Consider the following 15,916-nt stretch of genomic DNA (forward strand, 5'->3'; position numbering starts at 1 on the left):
AGCTACCCGCATGCAGAACTACAAAAAAATCTTCCTGGCTGCGGCCGTCACCCTGGCCTTCAGCGCCGGTGCCGCCGCCGAGACCTTGAAGATGGGCATCGAAGCGGCCTACCCGCCGTTCAACAATAAAGATGCCAGTGGCAATGTCGTCGGCTTCGACAAAGACATCGGCGACGCCTTGTGCGCCAAGATGAAAGTCGAGTGCACCGTGGTCACCTCCGATTGGGACGGCATCATCCCGGCCCTGAACGCCAAGAAGTTCGACTTCCTGATCTCCTCGATGTCGATCACCGATGAGCGCAAGCAAGCGGTGGACTTCACCGCACCGTACTACTCCAACAAACTGCAGTTCATTGCCAAAAAAGACGTCGACTTCAAGACCGACAAGGCTTCGCTGCAAGGCAAGGTGATCGGCGCCCAACGCGCGACCCTGGCCGGCACCTGGCTGGAAGACAACATGGAAGGCGTCGAAGTCAAACTCTACGACACTCAGGAAAACGCTTACCTGGACCTGACTTCCGGTCGTCTGGACGGCATCCTGGCCGACAAATACGTCAACTATGAGTGGCTGAAAAGCGACGCAGGCCGCGCTTACGAATTCAAGGGCGACCCGGTAGAAGAAAGCGACAAGATCGGTATCGCCGTTCGCAAGAACGACCCGATCCGCGAAAAGCTGAACGCTGCGCTGAAAGAAATCGTCGCTGACGGCACCTACAAAAAGATCAACGACAAGTACTTCCCGTTCAGCATCTATTGATTCTGACCTGTCTGACCGGCGCCGTTCGCTGACGGCGCCAGTCCTTGGCATTGCCTGCCGCGATTTGAAAAGAAATCCATGATTATCGACCTCTACGGATTCGGCCCGGCGCTCGCCGCTGGCGCGCTGATGACTGTGAAACTGGCACTCTCGGCCTTGTGCCTGGGGCTGGTGCTCGGTCTGCTCGGCGCCTTGGCCAAGACTTCCCCGTACAAGCCGCTGCAATGGCTTGGCGGCACTTATTCAACGCTGGTTCGCGGCATCCCGGAATTGCTCTGGGTGCTGTTGATCTACTTTGGCACAGTCAACCTGATGCGTGCGCTGGGTGAGTTCTTCGGCAATCCCGACCTCGAACTCAACGCCTTCGCCGCCGGCGTGATTGCGCTGGGGCTGTGTTTCGGCGCCTATGCCACGGAAGTGTTTCGCGGGGCGATTCTGGCGATTCCCAAAGGTCACCGTGAAGCCGGTGTGGCCCTGGGCCTGTCGAAATTCCGCATCTTCACCAAGTTGATCATGCCGCAGATGTGGCGCATCGCCCTGCCGGGCCTGGGCAATCTGTTCATGATTCTGATGAAAGACACTGCGCTGGTATCGGTCATCGGCCTGGAAGAAATCATGCGTCACGCGCAAATCGGCGTGACCGTGTCCAAGCAACCGTTCACCTTCTATATGGTGGCCGCCTTCATGTACCTGGGCCTGACCATTCTGGCCATGACCGGCATGCACTTAATGGAACGACGCGCCGCTCGCGGCTTTGCGAGGAGCACCCAATGAATTGGGAAGTCATCATCAAGTGGCTGCCAAAACTGGCCCAGGGCGCGACGCTGACCCTGGAACTGGTGGCCATCGCCGTGATTGCCGGGTTGCTGCTGGCAATTCCGCTGGGCATCGCTCGCTCATCGCGACTCTGGTATGTGCGGGCATTCCCCTACGGCTACATCTTCTTTTTCCGTGGCACGCCGTTGCTGGTTCAGCTGTTCCTGGTCTACTACGGCCTGGCGCAATTCGATGCGGTGCGTAACAGCTCGATGTGGCCGTACCTGCGCGATCCGTTCTGGTGCGCCACCGCGACCATGACCTTGCACACCGCGGCCTACATCGCCGAGATCCTGCGTGGCGCGATCCAGGCGATTCCACCGGGCGAGATCGAAGCGGCGCGGGCGCTGGGCATGTCCCGGGCCAAGGCGTTGTTCTACATCATGCTGCCACGTGCTGCGCGTATCGGCCTGCCGGCGTACAGCAACGAAGTGATCCTGATGCTCAAGGCCAGTGCCCTGGCCAGTACCGTGACCCTGCTGGAGCTGACCGGCATGGCCCGCACCATCATTGCTCGCACCTACCTGCCGGTTGAGATCTTCTTCGCTGCGGGCATGTTCTATCTGCTGATGGCTTACGTGCTGGTGCGCGGCTTCAAGCTGCTGGAGCGCTGGTTGCGCGTCGATGCCTGCCAAGGGCGTTGATGCCTGCGTGCTGACGGGCGAGCCCCTACTCGCCCGCTTCGCTGCGCTGGATGCTTTTCTGATCGAGCATCAGGCGCTGTGGAAGCCCCGACCGTTTACCCATCTGCAACTACCCTGGGAAGCGTCCTACCCGGAACTGGCGTTGTGGCTACGCGGGCGGTCGCTGGAAGATGCGGAAAACAGTCATAACCAGCCTGGCTGGCTCGATGCGCCGGAGCCGTTTGCTTCATTGGCAGCGATGTCTCTTGAGCTGAGTGCGGTAGGTGAATTGCCGGCTCGTGCACTCGAAGCGGCGGGCCATCGGTTGAATGTGGATGTGCCGGGGCGCAAGTGGCAGCAGATTGAAGCGTTCGCCGGCTGCTTGCAGTTTGCCCGTGCACCGACGCATTGGCTGGACTGGTGTTCGGGCAAGGGCCATTTGGGGCGACGCCTGCTGCAAACCGGTCAACAACTGACCTGCCTGGAATACGACCCGGCGTTGGTCGCCAGCGGCGAGGCACTCAGCCAGCGCCATCAAATGCATGCGCTGCATGTCGAACAGGATGTACTCGCGCCTGGCGCAGCCTCTTTATTGAATGCCGATCACACACCCGTAGCGCTGCACGCCTGCGGGGATCTGCATGTGCGACTGATCCAGCTCGCCAGCGCCGCCGGTTGCAAACAACTGGCCATCGCACCGTGCTGTTACAACCGGATCAGTCTGAACACCTATCGGCCACTTTCCTGTGCGGCCGAGCGCTCCAACCTACACCTTTCCCTCGATGATCTTGCGCTGCCGATGAGCGAAACCGTCACCGCCGGCGCACGCGTCCGACGCCAGCGCGACACCTCCATGGCCCGGCGCCTGGGGTTCGACCTGCTGCAACGGCAACTTCGCGGTGTCGACGACTACCTGCCCACCCCTTCCCTGCCCAGCGCCTGGCTGGACAAACCTTTCGCCGATTACTGCCGCGATCTGGCCGCACTCAAAGACTTATCCACAGTCGGCACGCCAGATTGGGTCGCACTGGAAGCCGCCGGTTGGCAGCGATTGGCCGAAGTGCGCAACCTGGAGCTACTGCGAGGCCTTTTCCGACGGCCGCTGGAGCTGTGGCTGGTACTCGATCGGGCACTTTTCCTCATTGAGCAGGGTTATATCGTTCGCCTCGGCACCTTCTGCGAATCCCCACTCACACCGCGCAATTTCCTGCTTCTGGCAGAGCGCCCTTAAACAGTCTCAACCTGTGGATAACTCTGTTGATGGAATTATCGTGGATCCAATATCCACGCTGTTTTACGCCTAAAACACTACTGGTCATTTTTTGTTCACAAAAATAAAAAACCCGTAAAACAGGCATTTGCGGACAAATGAGAACGAGTCCACAAAAGCGCAATGATCAAGCAGATTCCGCCAGCCCGTTGTGCATAAGCATTCAATCAAAACGACATAACCGCCGAATTCCGGACATCACGGGCGGAAAATTGCGCCTTGTAATCCCCCTTGCTATACACGCATACGAAGGCGCCGACAGTGCGGCCAAGAACAAGAAAAATCTTCGACCGTGACGTTCTGCAGAGGCCATCAATTCAGCCACCCCGTCACCAACACCAAAAACCACCTCCCCGCCGCCCTGCAACGCGCTGAACACGCCGAAGCGCAACTGCGGGCGATGCAAAACAGCCGAGCCTGGCGCACCCTGCAGAAACTCAAGAAAGTACTGCATCGCGCCTGACCGAAAGCCTGCGCAAAAATAGTCTGAATTCAGGGGTTTACAGAACCAACCCAATCGCTATAATCGTCGCCCTGACACGCCGGTATAGCTCAGATGGTAGAGCAACTGACTTGTAATCAGTAGGTCCCGGGTTCGATTCCTGGTGCCGGCACCATACAAAACAAAGCCCTCGCGGAAATACGAGGGCTTTGTTGTTTCTGGCATCTATAAAAACTGCCCTTGTAGATACCGTCTTAACCCTCCCCTGCGCCAAATCTACCTGCACACCGCCCCATCACAATTTCACTTCAGCGCTAAGCACTTAACTGCCTAATCCAGTCAAGGCTCGCCACGGTAGAACCGGAAGGCCGGTATTCACACCCGATCCATCCTGTGTAGCCACGCTGCTCCAGCGCTGCGAACAAGGCTGCAAAGTCGATGCTACCCGTTCCCGGTTCGTGACGCCCCGGGCAGTCGGCAATTTGCACATGAACTGTTCTGTCGTAAAACCGAGCCAGAACATCTGCTGCGTCTCCAGTCAGAAGCTGGGCATGGTAAAGATCGAGGATCAGCCCGACACTCGGGAAGGTTTCCAGCACTTGTTGCGCCTTGCTGAAGTCAGACATGTAATAGCCCGGCATCTCCTGCGCACAAATTACTTCGATAAGCGGCCGCAAGCCCTGATCCTCGAAGTACTTGACGGCATACTCCAGGTTGCTCCCGAAGACACGCCCTGCATCATCCTGCGTCGTAACACCAGACATAATGTGGACATCCGAACATGCCAGCGCCTTTGCATAGCTGGCGGCCCGGAGCAGACCGTTGCGAAACTCTTCCTCCTTGCCCTGCAAGGCAGCGATGCCTTTGGTAACGCCAGCCGGTGCAGCGAATTGAATCAACGGCAGACTGTATTGAGCCAGATGGTCGGCCAAGAGACTCGCGTCGAACTCATAGGGCGATGGGAACTCCACCGCCCGAAAACCAGCTGCGGCGGCGGCGTCGATGCGTTGCAGAAAAGGCAATTCATTGAATTGGAAGCCGAGATGAGCATTGAACTTGAGCATTGGGTAAATATCCATCCTGGGAAGAAAATCATCAGCCTGGAGCATCCTTCGCAACTCCAGCACCGCACTATAGGTTTACGTTGTCAGCAAGCTCAAATCATGCGGGTCTTTTTTGCTCAAACCAGGGATACGACGATTTCCATTTGGGAAAATAACGTTGCCCCTTTTCCACTTCTCAGGGGCCATCGTTCCCGGATGCCGCTCCTGGCTGGGGCTCTTTGCCAATAAAAGGGGCGGTTTCCACTTCCAGCATCAGCAACACCATTTCCGTTAACTCGGCGTCGGACTTCTGTCCCGCATAGAGGTCGTGGAGTGCTTTGGCAAAGGGGATGCGCAGGTCCTGGTTTTCTTGGCGGGCGGTATCGCTGGATTGCATGAGTTCGCTGATGGCTCGCAGCACAGCCGCTTGCCACCGAGCGGTGGTCCTGGGACCACCGCTGGTGATTGCAATCAACTTATCCTTCGTCAGCTGGCGAAGGGCAGGTTCTCGCAACGGCTTATGCGGCTTTGGGTTGCGAGTGATCTTTGACATACCGGACGATACTCAGCGTTTCCTGCCGGAACTGCTCGTAGTCGATCTGCTGGGCGTTAATAAAGGTGCTGCCCATCATGGTCAGCGAGCCCATAAAGCTGGCTTCGGAAATTTCCTCGTCGCTCGCGCCAAACAAGCGCGCGGCTTCGGTATGGAACAGAGCGCAATACTTGCAACGGGTCGCCCCGGATACCGCCAGACCTATCAACTCCTTGTACTTATTAGGAATCTTGGTATCTGCCAGCCAAAAATCCCGGGCTACGCCCCAGAATCCGATCGCGCCGCCTTCCGGCATCTGCTTGATCCACTCCGGAACCAGACCCAGGGTCTGTTCAATTTCCTGATAGGTATCACGAATGGCCATTTGACACCTCCTTACCTCTGTAGAGACATCTTCTATAGAGATATAACTAGTTTAGTTCCCTGGCGGCCATGCCAGAGCCGGCTGCAGCACGACTTCAGCAAATGAACTCTTAACCATCGTAGAAACAACAGGATGGATTTAGACTTTTCGGGCGCAATGACGTACCGCTCAGTACCTGGAGTTATCAGACTTGGCGGGCTGGCTAAGAGACGATCTTCGGATGATGCACGTGCTGGTAAAGCGTGCACCATACAAAACAAAGCCCTCGCAAAAACGCGAGGGCTTTGTTGTTTCTGAAGTTTGAAAAAACAGGTCTTAGTGACCCGCACTCTGCCCGCCATCAACGTGCAAAATTTCCCCGGTGACAAAGTTGGCGCTGTCCAGATACACCACAGCCTGAGCGATATCGCCGATTTCGCCCATGTGCCCAACCGGGTGCAAACTCCCCAGCGCTTCATGGGTTTCCTCACCATGCATCGGCGTTTTGATGATGCCGGGGCTAACCGCATTCACTCGAATCCCGCGCTTGGCGTACTCGATGGCCAGGGATTTGGTCGCCGCGTTCAAGCCACCTTTGGTCAACGAAGCCAGTACCGATGGCACACCGTCAATGGCGTGGTCCACCAGGCTGGTGGTGATGTTGACGACGTGGCCTTTGCCCTGCTTTTCCATCTCGGTGATCGCGAGTTGGGTGATGTAGAAGAAACCATTCAGGTTCACCGACAGCACCGCGGCATAGTCTTCAGGGGTGTAGGCGGTGAACGGCTTGGCAACGAAGATCCCGGCGTTGTTGACCAGTGTGTCGATGCGGCCAAAACGTGCGATCGCTTCACGAATGACTTGCTGAGCGACCGCCGGGTCGCCGATGTCGCCCGCCACGGTGAGGATGTCCGGGTCGGTGGACGGTTTGATCGAACGCGAGGTGGCGACAACCTTGTAATCGAGATCACGGAAAGCCTTGACCATGCCTGCACCGAGACCTTGGGATGCGCCAGTAATAACGATGACTTTTTTCGAATTGCTCATGATGAACCTCTACTCATAAATGATGGTTTGAAAAAGTGATTAATCAGGCTTCAACAGGCGCCTGCGCCATTTGTCTCAACATCTGTTCGTAGTACTCGACCGATTGCGAACCGGACACCAGGTGACGACCGTTCAGCACCATGGCCGGTACCGAATTAATCCCGCGCTCGCGGTAAAACACTTCAAGCTCACGCACTTCCTGGGCAAACGCTCCGGATACCAACACTTCGCGCGCACTCGCCGCATCCAATCCCACTTGCGTCGCTAGTCGAACCAGCGTTTCGCGATCGTTCGGGTTCTGGCCGTCGGTGAAATAAGCACGCAGCAGGGCTTTCTTGAGTGCGACCTGACGCCCTTCCTGCAACGCCCACAACAGCAACCGGTGAGCATCGAAGGTGTTATGGAAGTGGGTGCGCTTCTCCAGATCGAACTTGAACCCGATGGCCTCACCCCGAGCGATCTGCATCGCTTTACCGGCGGCGACGTCCTCGGCACTGCGCCCGTACTTGCGCATCAAGTGCGCAACCGCGTTCTCGCCTTCGGCCGGCATGTCGGGGTTCAGTTCGAAAGGCTTGAAAGTCAGCTCGACCGAGACCTCACCCGCCACGTTCTCGATCGCTTGCTCCAGCGCCGTCGCACCCAAGGCACACCACGGGCACACCACATCGGAAACGAAATCAATGGTGACGGAGGCGGTCATGACTGCCCCTCCGCCTCAGCCAGTTGCTTGCGGTACTGGGTGGTGGTGATACCGGCATAGCCCCAGTTATCGGTGTCGACTTCCTCGATCACGATGTGGGTCAGGTCCGGGCGTTTGTTGAGGACGCGTTCCAGGGTTTCAGTGATTTCGGCGATCACCTGAGCTTTCTGCTCCGAGGTAACACCATCGCGGGTAATGCGTACGCTGACAAAAGGCATGATGAGTCTCCAGTGACCTGCCCTTCGGGATGATGGGTAGGTGGGTGGAGCTCAATGTAAGAGGTTGGTTTGGGGGGATAAAGGTGGGGGTAGGAACATCATTAGTTACGCGGTGTAATGAACTGTAGTGGTCTAATGAAACCGGATACCCATTTAGGTGAGAATGCTCGCCAGATCGTGCCGTCAGTGTAGACATGAGGCATTAACGTGTCGCAGTTTTTCACTTTTTGCGACACGTTTTTGGAACATGTCGCCGCGGACGACATATTGGCCACACGTGTTACCCAAATCGAGTTTTGGCGACACGAGCTCATCCAAGGCGTGGGCCTCCCGAATTCAATCTGGGCTTTTAGTTTCCGGTGTCACACCTCACTGACTTCAAACACAAACGAGATCCTGCGACTGCTCGCACTCCACACATACCGAATGTGCTTCCCCTGCTTCGGAATGGACACGGCCGGCGGCCGAAACGCGGCAACACATTCATGCCCAGGCAATCGAACGCTGTTGTAGAGCAATCCCCAAGACAACGTTTCGCGCAGTTGCCGGGCAAAGGTCTGGGCTGGACCGTAGGCGTTGGGATCCGGGTCGTGCAGGTGTGGGTAGTCGGCGCGGATGTCGTGCAGAGGTTTGACCACCCGGTTGACGTAGGTACGCATGGTCAACTCAAGATCCGGTTCGTTGGTCGCGGCGAGGAAGCGTTCCTGGTGATAACTCGTCTCGGCAATGGCCGCTGCCTGGCTGCTGGCGGCGTAGTAGACACCAAAGGTGCCGTCGGTGAAGCGACTGGTTTTGCCGATGTGGGTGAACGCGGCCATCACCGGTGTGGAGCCGGGGCCGGAGATGCGGTCTTCGGGGCGCACGCGGGTGAGCACGCCGGCTTCTTCCATCAGCCGATCGTTGGTCAAGGCTTCCAACGCGTAGGCAGTGGGCAGGTCTTCAGGGTCGAGAACGTCTTCGAACAACGAGATCGGCGGGAAGCAGCTATTGACGATCCGATAGGCCCGCGGCCACTGCGGGTCGGCCAGTTCCGGCGCCATCAACCGCGCACCCCGTCGAGATAACGGCGTACGTCAGCGATGTCGACCACGCGACCGGCCAGCATGTAGCTCAATGCCGATTGGCCATTGAACGGTGCGGCGGTGTTGGGGCTGCTGACCCATGTGTAGGCACGTTCGCGACTGTTGCTGAAGATGATGCTCAGCGCTTTGTGGATGCCCATCAAATACGAGATGCGCTCCAGGGTGTCGTGGGGCAGGCGCACGTTGGGTGGCAGGTGTTTGTATTTGTAGAAAGTCGTATTACCGACTTTGCCCAGGAGTGTGCGTTGTTGCTCGGCGGTACAGCCCCAGCGTTCCATGAGGTTGAAGAAAAACTTCAGCGCGACTCGACCGGCTTCGGGGGAGTCGAGTTGTTGCTGTGGGCTGAGGACAGTGGATGAGGCAGGCATGGTAATAGCCTCCTTGGGTATGATGTCTTGATTTCAGACTAGTACAGATGCGAACAAAAATGAATTTTTAATTCACAAGCGTATTAATCTGTTCCCCCTTCGAAAAGAGCATTCACACCCGCTTTTCCGCAGCCTGAAAAGACGCCGACATACGGTCAGACACACACGTTGACACCCCCACTATAGGGGCAGAGAATTAAATCGAGAGCGCGAAACCGACTGCCTCCAAGTGGCAATAGTCGGCGGAGGGACCTCGTTGATGACTTGGAAATCAACGCCTGGTGAGACCTCTTCTCCCCTGCTTGAGGGAGCACAATATCAAGCACCTTTTCATGAAAGCAGCCTGATCAGGCTGCTTTTTTTTTGCCTTGGGAAAAGGTTTCGTTGATAAAACAAGTAGCCAAAAAACGCCCACACCTCCCCATCCGGGCCACTTTCTTGACCCCGATCACTTCCCCTTCAACAAAAATCTCGATCCTGTGTAAGCCTCCAGCCATCGGACGCAGAATCATTTCGCTACTAAACTCGGGACAAGCATGCTCTGGTGCAGGATCATAGCCAGCACGCGACCCACGCCCACCGGGCGGCAAGGTACACAACAATAGTCAGCCCACTTTAGAGGGCATTACCCAAATGGATAGCAGAACCTTACGCAACCTCATGCGCATCGTGCAGACCGGCTCGTTGTCGGCGGCGGCAGAGCATTCCTTTTTGACCGTGCAGGCATTGGCCGCGCAGTTGAACAAGGTCGAAGAGCAGTTCGGTTTTCGGTTGTTTCGTCGCTCCAACAAGGGGCTGACCCTGACCACACAGGGCACGGAGCTCACGCCCTACATGGACAAAGTGTTGGTCGCCACGCGGCAGCTGGAAGAGAAAGTCGCCGCGCTCAAGGTGCCCGGGCAGCGCACGCTCAAGGTTGCGCTTAACACCACGCTCTCGGCCGACTTCAACCGGCGAATGATCGGACGCCTCATCGAGGTGTTTCCTGATTATCAGTTGGAATTCAGCTACGCCGAGTCGATGGAAAACCTCAGCAAGTTGAAGAATGAGGACTTCGACCTGGCCGTGCTGATCGGGCCGCAACAGCCGGGGTTGCCCAGCATGGCCCTGCCCGATGTGCAGGTGCAGGTGGTCGGTGCTCATTGCGGTCAGGAAAACGACCCGCTGGTGCTGCTTGGCAATAAATTTCAGGTTCGGCCGGCCGACGACTGTCCGTATTCCCACAGCTTCTTGCGCTTTCTCGACGCCGGTCTCGGCAACTACGAGTCAGGCAAGCGGATGATCTATTCCTGCAGTGAAACCCTGACCCTATCGTTGATCACACAAATGGACGGCCTGGGCATGGTTTCCCGTGAGGCGGCCCTGCGTAACGGCCTGACCATTTTCCCGGGGTTCGAGGATTCCCTCGAAGTGCGGCTGGCGATCAATAATCCCGAGTTGTCGGGCCAGGCCTTGAATGACGTGGTCCATCTGCCGTTACATGAACGAGCCGAGCGCAATGTACGCAGCCGTTCCCACCGCAACGGAGAGAAAGAGGTTTTTGCTGAAATACGCACATAACAACGTCGGAATGGCTGCATAAAATTCCGGGCGATCGAGCTGCACATGCTGATCCTTGATCAACAGGGGCGTGAGGCTGATGGCAGCCACGATCGCCACCGGCAGGTATTCCAGCGCCCGGGCGACCAGAGGGGGCCAATGATCGGTGTTCACCTGCAGCGGCAACGCGCGTGGCAGGAATGTCACGGCCATCATCAGCGCGACCACCAGGATCAGGAACGTTTGGTCAGGCATACACCCACTCCGCAGCCCACGAATGTGGCAATGAATACGTTGAAGGGTGAGTTGCCAATCAGGCTCAGTGCACCCATGCAAGCGACCGCGGCCAGTGCGGCGATCAGTTTGTTGCGGGTGTTGCAGAGCGATACCAGCACGTAGAGCATCATCGCGGTCAGTGCATAGTCGAGCTGATATTTGATCAGGTGCGCCGCGTACTGCGCGCAGATCGCCCCCAGCAAACCGCCGAGTACCCACGAGGTGTGGCAATACAGATTGAAGCCGATCAGGTAACGCACATTGACCGGCGAGCCCTTGCCCAGTTTGACGCTGTGGAAGGCGAACGATTCATCGGTCAGCCCACCGGCATAACACCAGCGTTCCAGACGACTGAGCCCCAGCGCTTGCAGGGCCTTGGCCATGTAGACCGACATCAGCATGTGCCGCGCATTGATCAGAAACGTGGTGAGGATAATGGTGGTCAGCGACGCACCGCTGGAGATCAACGCCAGGGCGGCGAACTGCGAGGCACCGGCGTAGACGAACAGGCACATCGCGACCGGCAACCACACGGGCATCCCGGCATTGACGGCCATCAGACCGAACACAAACGACACCGTGAAGTAGCCCGCAACCACCGGGCTGGCTTCAGCAAACGTGCGCGAGGGCTGGGGCTCGACCATCAGCGGCTGGCTGCTGGACGTCTCATTCATAAGTCCCTCTCAAAGGTAGTTTCGCCGCGCGGCTCACAAAAGCCCTGGGCACTCCAAAAACGTTTGCCGGCAAGGTTAGCATCGTCGACGAACAGGAACATCCGCAGCACACCCACCCGTTTCATGTCCGCCGAGGCCGCTTCCACCAGACGTTGACCGACGCCCTGGCTGCGATAAAACGGGCTCACCGCCAGGTGATTGATGGTGCCACGGCTGCCAAGCATGCCGCCCAACACCGCGCCGACCACTTCGCCACTGACATCGAGTGCGAGGAACGCGGTGGTGGTTTTCTGCTCCAGCACGCCGCGCAGGCATTTGGCGTCCTGCCATTCACAGAACGACACTTCTTCGAATTGCCGAAAGAAGCGCTCCAGGCGTTGGGCATCCTTGGCCGTCGCGCGTCGCAGCATCACCGGTGCAGAGCACTCGGTGATGTTCATCATGGGGTCGAACTGTTCAGCGAACAATGTCGAAAGCGGTCCCGGGCCGCGAGAAGGAAATGGCCAGAATCTGCCGATAGGCCATTTCGTGAGCATGGGTGTTGCGTGCCGGTGTCACGTAGTGACGCATCTCGCGATCGAGAAAGTAGGTGGTGTCGAGGATTTCCATATAAGTCGTCGTCGCCAGCTGTTCCTCTTGGGCCGAATACAAACGGCTCTCCGCCCCGTCCACATTGTTGCGACCCCAGAAATGCACACCACTGAACGGATAACCGTCGCAGTGAATACCTTCCGGGGTAATTTCCAGTTGCTTGCCCGGCTTGATCTCGATGCGGATCTGATGAATCTGGCATTGCCAGATTGCGTCGTGCAGTTCCGGCGGCAATACGTGTTTGTACACCTCGAAATCCGTATCGATGAGGCTGCGCATCACCGGCGAATTAATGACCTCATTAGAGAAGTCCTGGAAGTGTCGCTCCAGTCCACCGACGTAGCTGTTGTTGGCCTTCGATTGCACGTAGGCGCGGTGTTCCAATTGCTTCAAGTCACGGGTGACAGGGTTGTATTCAAAATCGCTGTAGCGACGAAAACGCATGCCCGCATCGGCCTGGCCGTAATAACTGTCCGGCTCCATGTTTTCCCAACTTTTGGTCAATCTGACGAAGTCGGAAAAATGACCGAAGAGATTGAAGTCGGCTCCCTGGACGTTGACATACTTGTCGCGCCGTAGCGATTCGCCAACTTCTCTGTTCAACACGATCATTACTAGGTCTCCGCTGCATTAAGCGGCCTAATCTAGTAGCTGCCGGATTGACGGCCCATGAGAAAGAATTTCAGGCATATCAAGCGTTGCTTGAAACGCAGGATGAAGTAGCTTCAATTCGACTTTTTACGATCGAAAACAGCCGTTTTCGGTGTTTTTATATGGTTATGAGGCAAAAAAAACCCCGAGCCAGTCAGGGTTTTTATCGAGTCTGAACAACTCAGCCGATCATCAGAAGATGTTGATCGGGTAATCCACGAATACGCGCAGTTCGTTGCCGCTGACGTTGTACTCGCTGGATTTCTGCGACACACGCAGGATCGAGCTGCGTACCTTCACGCTCAGGTCTTTGGCCGGGCCACTTTGCACGACGTACTTGAACTGGTTGAAGATCTCGCGCTCGGTGCCGCCTTCGCTGGTGGAAGTGGTGATGTTGTCGCCGCGCACGTAGGCCACGTTGTAGCTCAGGCCCGGAACGCCGAAGGCACCGAAGTCCAGACCGTAACCCAACTGCCAGCTGCGTTCGTCTTCGGCGTTGAAGTCGGACCAGTAGGAGTTCGCCAGGTAGATGGTATTGCCGCCATCGCCGACGCGGTTCTGGCCGCGCTGATAGCCACCGTAGGCATAACCCAGGTTGCTGTCGCCGGTGCTGCGCTGGTGGGCGAGGGTGAACGAGTGCGGGCCGGTGGCGAAGGTCGCTGCCAGGCTCCAGATTTTGTTGTCATCGCCGGTTACGATGCTTTTTCCGGGTACGGTGTTTTCGCGGATGTAGGAGTTCTCCAGCTTGGTGCGGTAGCCATTGAAGTCCAGGGTCAGGGACTGATCCTTGGCAATCGGGAACACGTAGTTGGCGTTCACGTATTGCTTCTTCAGTACGTCTTCGACGTCGGAAGCGTACAACGCTGCCTTGAACTGTTCAGTGAACTGGTAGCTACCGCCCAATACGTTGATCGACTTCAAGCCACCACTGTCACGGCCTTCAGCACTTTTGCGCGATTCGGCGGTGAAGCGACCGGCGTTCAGCTCCAGGCCTTTGATCTCTTTGGAGGTGATCAAGGTGCCGGTATAGCTTTCCGGCAGCAGGCGGGAGTTGTCGTAGTTCAGCACCGGCAGGGCCGGCATCTGGTCACCGTAGGTCAGGACAGTACTGGAGATACGGAATTTGACCGCGCCACCGAACTTGGACAAGTCATCCGCCGCGTTGCCGCTGTCGCCCTGCTTGAAGAAGTCGATACCACCGGCGCCGCTGCGGCCTTTGCCGCCGTCCAGACGCAGTGCGTACAGACCGAAGGCATCCACACCCACACCGACGGTGCCTTGGGTGAAACCGGACGAGTAAGTACCGATGGCCGCTTGGCCCCATTCGGCTTTGTCCGGGTTGCCGTCTTTATAGTCACGATTGATGTAGGCGTTACGCAGCAGCACTTTGAGGCTGCTGTCTTCAACAAAACCCTTGGATTCGGCCTGGTCGTTAGCCATGGCCTGTGTGGCGCTCAACATCCCCAGTGCGATCAGGCTGATTCGCTTGTTCAACATGTTATTTTCCTTATTACGGGTTGATACGCTCTGTGCCGAACAGCTGAAACGGCGCTATCGCGCTCTTTTTTCACCGCAAAAACAAAAAGGCCCGCCCACGAAAATTCGCGGCGGGCCTTTTATTGTTTTGTCAGTCGTGGCGGTTAGCCACAGGCGTTGGGGCGCATCCTATCTGCGCCCTTAATGATGTGTCAATTTCGTGAATCTTCTGTAAATAGGCGAAAATCGTCTAAGAAATCACTTGTCAGCGATAGCCAATTGCACGACATGGCTATCGACGAATTGTTCGAAATGGGTGACTTTTCCGTCGGCCAGAGTCCACAAGTGCGCGACTCGGGCATTCATCGCACGGCCGGTGGCTTTATAGACGCCGCTGTAATTGCCGTAGGCAAATACCTTGTCGCCCTGAGCGACGTAGTTCTCGACCTTGAACTGAAAATCTTCCCATTCTGCGGCCAGGCGCTTGAAGACATTTTCGACGATCGCGTCGAAACCGACGTAGGTCCCGGCATACGGAAAACCTGCGGCTTCGGTCCAGCGGGCGTCATCGGCCAGCGCCGCGGCGGTGTTGCGCGCGTTCTCCTGGGAGTTGACGCCTTCGTAGGTGCTTTTGATCAGGCTCAGGTTATCCATGGTGACTCCAAGTGAGTTCAATGGGCGCAGCCGTCGAGGCCACAGGTTTGAAACGCGGATGAAGACTCTGTTGCCGCAAGCGACTGGCTCAACCATTGGGCGAAGGCTTGCGGCTTGCCGAGCCAGGGGCCGATATCGACCAGGGTGAACTGGCCATCCTGTTCCAGCGCGAAGGTCGGGAAGCCCTGACCGCCGACACGGGCCAAGAGTGCGCGGCTGTCCTTGATATGGCGATCGGTATCGGCTGCACTAAATGCCTGCTGGAAAGCCTCGGGTTCAAGACCTGTTTGTGCGGCAAGTTCAAGCAAAACAACCTCGTCAGCGATGCGTCGACCTTCCGCGTAATGAGCCGTCTGCAAACGCCCCAGCAACTCCAGTCCGCGCCCGGCGATCTGCTCGGCTGCCAGCACGGCGGCAATCGGCGGTGTGGAGTCGAACACCGCCGTCTCATCACGCAGCAATCCCTCAAAATACGCCTCGCCAAACGGCTGGCCGGTGTACTCGGCGATGCGCCGGTCGTGGGGCATGACGTAATTGCGCAGTTGTGGCGAAACGGTTTGGCGATTGGCACCGCTCATCATGCCGCCCCCGTGGCCGATCACCGGTAACACGGTTTGGGCAGCTTGCACCAAGGGTTTGGCACCGTAGCACCAACCGCACAATGGGTCGTAAATATAGTGAAGGATCATGGGAAGACTCCGGCAACAAAGTAGGAAAACTCAATGCCGGCAGACTAATACTCAGATCGTTTTGGAAAAACGCCGGAATCGATTTCAGTCTGTTTCAAGAATCG

20 protein-coding genes, 1 tRNA gene and 1 pseudogene are annotated in these 15,916 nt (G+C 57.1%); 7 read left to right on the forward strand and 15 right to left on the reverse strand.

From position 1 onward, the window contains the following. The first annotated feature begins 10 nt into the window (after nucleotides 1–10). The 6 genes and pseudogenes from JUI81_RS06565 to JUI81_RS06590 all read left to right on the forward strand — a co-directional run bounded on the left by JUI81_RS06565 (nucleotide 11) and on the right by JUI81_RS06590 (nucleotide 4,083). Nucleotides 11–757, forward strand: coding sequence for an ABC transporter substrate-binding protein (locus JUI81_RS06565; RefSeq protein WP_019581788.1), 747 nt, complete (start codon nucleotides 11–13; stop codon nucleotides 755–757). Nucleotides 758–835: 78 nt separating this feature from the next. After that, nucleotides 836–1,531: an ABC transporter permease gene (locus JUI81_RS06570; protein WP_204123954.1), complete on the forward strand. Its 696-nt coding sequence runs from the start codon at nucleotides 836–838 to the stop codon at nucleotides 1,529–1,531. Then, the gene (locus tag JUI81_RS06575) at nucleotides 1,528–2,217 is read left to right on the forward strand and encodes an ABC transporter permease (protein WP_007897471.1); all 690 of its coding nucleotides are present in this window, start codon (nucleotides 1,528–1,530) and stop codon (nucleotides 2,215–2,217) included. The genes JUI81_RS06570 and JUI81_RS06575 overlap by 4 nt, the downstream gene beginning before the upstream one ends. After that, entirely contained in the window at nucleotides 2,198–3,427 is a 1,230-nt protein-coding gene (locus JUI81_RS06580) for a methyltransferase (RefSeq protein ID WP_204123955.1), read from the forward strand. Before JUI81_RS06575 ends, JUI81_RS06580 begins: the two co-directional genes overlap by 20 nt. A gap of 337 nt (nucleotides 3,428–3,764) precedes the next feature. Then, nucleotides 3,765–3,929: pseudogene (locus tag JUI81_RS06585) on the forward strand (FkbM family methyltransferase); the annotation flags it as partial. A gap of 78 nt (nucleotides 3,930–4,007) precedes the next feature. Beyond that, nucleotides 4,008–4,083: transfer RNA gene (locus tag JUI81_RS06590), tRNA-Thr, on the forward strand. A 139-nt stretch (nucleotides 4,084–4,222) separates the two neighbouring features. On the opposite strand, the gene JUI81_RS06595 is transcribed toward JUI81_RS06590, so the two are convergent. The 8 genes from JUI81_RS06595 to JUI81_RS06635 all read right to left on the reverse strand — a co-directional run bounded on the left by JUI81_RS06595 (nucleotide 4,223) and on the right by JUI81_RS06635 (nucleotide 9,262). Beyond that, on the reverse strand, nucleotides 4,223–4,972 hold the full coding sequence (locus tag JUI81_RS06595) for a hydroxypyruvate isomerase family protein (protein WP_204123956.1): 750 nt from the start codon (nucleotides 4,970–4,972) through the stop codon (nucleotides 4,223–4,225). A gap of 175 nt (nucleotides 4,973–5,147) precedes the next feature. After that, on the reverse strand, nucleotides 5,148–5,504 hold the full coding sequence (locus JUI81_RS06605) for a hypothetical protein (protein ID WP_239077663.1): 357 nt from the start codon (nucleotides 5,502–5,504) through the stop codon (nucleotides 5,148–5,150). Further along, nucleotides 5,470–5,868 (reverse strand): carboxymuconolactone decarboxylase family protein, encoded by a 399-nt coding sequence (locus JUI81_RS06610; protein WP_007939479.1) that lies wholly within the window; start codon nucleotides 5,866–5,868, stop codon nucleotides 5,470–5,472. Before JUI81_RS06610 ends, JUI81_RS06605 begins: the two co-directional genes overlap by 35 nt. 315 nt (nucleotides 5,869–6,183) lie before the next feature. Beyond that, entirely contained in the window at nucleotides 6,184–6,894 is a 711-nt protein-coding gene (locus JUI81_RS06615; protein ID WP_204123957.1) for an SDR family NAD(P)-dependent oxidoreductase, read from the reverse strand. Nucleotides 6,895–6,937: 43 nt separating this feature from the next. Further along, nucleotides 6,938–7,594: a DsbA family oxidoreductase gene (locus JUI81_RS06620; RefSeq protein ID WP_007939482.1), complete on the reverse strand. Its 657-nt coding sequence runs from the start codon at nucleotides 7,592–7,594 to the stop codon at nucleotides 6,938–6,940. Beyond that, the gene (locus JUI81_RS06625; RefSeq protein ID WP_007939483.1) at nucleotides 7,591–7,812 is read right to left on the reverse strand and encodes a 4-oxalocrotonate tautomerase family protein; all 222 of its coding nucleotides are present in this window, start codon (nucleotides 7,810–7,812) and stop codon (nucleotides 7,591–7,593) included. Before JUI81_RS06625 ends, JUI81_RS06620 begins: the two co-directional genes overlap by 4 nt. A 362-nt stretch (nucleotides 7,813–8,174) precedes the next feature. Continuing rightward, nucleotides 8,175–8,852 (reverse strand): RES family NAD+ phosphorylase, encoded by a 678-nt coding sequence (locus JUI81_RS06630; RefSeq protein ID WP_111453953.1) that lies wholly within the window; start codon nucleotides 8,850–8,852, stop codon nucleotides 8,175–8,177. Continuing rightward, entirely contained in the window at nucleotides 8,852–9,262 is a 411-nt protein-coding gene (locus tag JUI81_RS06635) for an MbcA/ParS/Xre antitoxin family protein (protein ID WP_007939490.1), read from the reverse strand. The genes JUI81_RS06630 and JUI81_RS06635 overlap by 1 nt, the downstream gene beginning before the upstream one ends. A 633-nt stretch (nucleotides 9,263–9,895) precedes the next feature. Between JUI81_RS06635 and JUI81_RS06640 the strand changes: the two genes are divergently transcribed. Next, nucleotides 9,896–10,822 carry a LysR family transcriptional regulator gene (locus tag JUI81_RS06640; RefSeq protein ID WP_026331893.1) on the forward strand — a complete coding sequence of 309 codons (927 nt, stop codon included), beginning with the start codon at nucleotides 9,896–9,898 and terminating at the stop codon, nucleotides 10,820–10,822. Here the strand turns inward: JUI81_RS06640 and JUI81_RS06645 are convergent. The 7 genes from JUI81_RS06645 to JUI81_RS06675 form a co-directional block, all read right to left on the reverse strand. Then, nucleotides 10,739–11,056 (reverse strand): AzlD domain-containing protein, encoded by a 318-nt coding sequence (locus JUI81_RS06645; RefSeq protein WP_007939492.1) that lies wholly within the window; start codon nucleotides 11,054–11,056, stop codon nucleotides 10,739–10,741. The genes JUI81_RS06640 and JUI81_RS06645 overlap by 84 nt on opposite strands. After that, a complete protein-coding gene (locus tag JUI81_RS06650) occupies nucleotides 11,035–11,751 on the reverse strand; it encodes an AzlC family ABC transporter permease (RefSeq protein WP_018929283.1) in 717 nt (238 codons plus the stop codon). The genes JUI81_RS06645 and JUI81_RS06650 overlap by 22 nt, the downstream gene beginning before the upstream one ends. Beyond that, on the reverse strand, nucleotides 11,748–12,161 hold the full coding sequence (locus JUI81_RS06655) for a GNAT family N-acetyltransferase (protein ID WP_172901253.1): 414 nt from the start codon (nucleotides 12,159–12,161) through the stop codon (nucleotides 11,748–11,750). Before JUI81_RS06655 ends, JUI81_RS06650 begins: the two co-directional genes overlap by 4 nt. Before the next feature lie 46 nt (nucleotides 12,162–12,207). Next, nucleotides 12,208–12,954 carry a 2OG-Fe dioxygenase family protein gene (locus JUI81_RS06660; RefSeq protein WP_019581770.1) on the reverse strand — a complete coding sequence of 249 codons (747 nt, stop codon included), beginning with the start codon at nucleotides 12,952–12,954 and terminating at the stop codon, nucleotides 12,208–12,210. 231 nt (nucleotides 12,955–13,185) lie between these two features. Further along, nucleotides 13,186–14,490 carry an OprD family porin gene (locus JUI81_RS06665; protein ID WP_204123958.1) on the reverse strand — a complete coding sequence of 435 codons (1,305 nt, stop codon included), beginning with the start codon at nucleotides 14,488–14,490 and terminating at the stop codon, nucleotides 13,186–13,188. Between the two features lie 237 nt (nucleotides 14,491–14,727). Beyond that, a complete protein-coding gene (locus JUI81_RS06670) occupies nucleotides 14,728–15,123 on the reverse strand; it encodes a nuclear transport factor 2 family protein (protein WP_019581768.1) in 396 nt (131 codons plus the stop codon). A gap of 17 nt (nucleotides 15,124–15,140) precedes the next feature. Further along, nucleotides 15,141–15,812 carry a DsbA family protein gene (locus JUI81_RS06675; protein WP_204123959.1) on the reverse strand — a complete coding sequence of 224 codons (672 nt, stop codon included), beginning with the start codon at nucleotides 15,810–15,812 and terminating at the stop codon, nucleotides 15,141–15,143. Nucleotides 15,813–15,916: the final 104 nt, after the last annotated feature.

Source organism: Pseudomonas sp. 008 (assembly GCF_016861935.1).
Taxonomy (GTDB): Bacteria; Pseudomonadota; Gammaproteobacteria; order Pseudomonadales; family Pseudomonadaceae; genus Aquipseudomonas.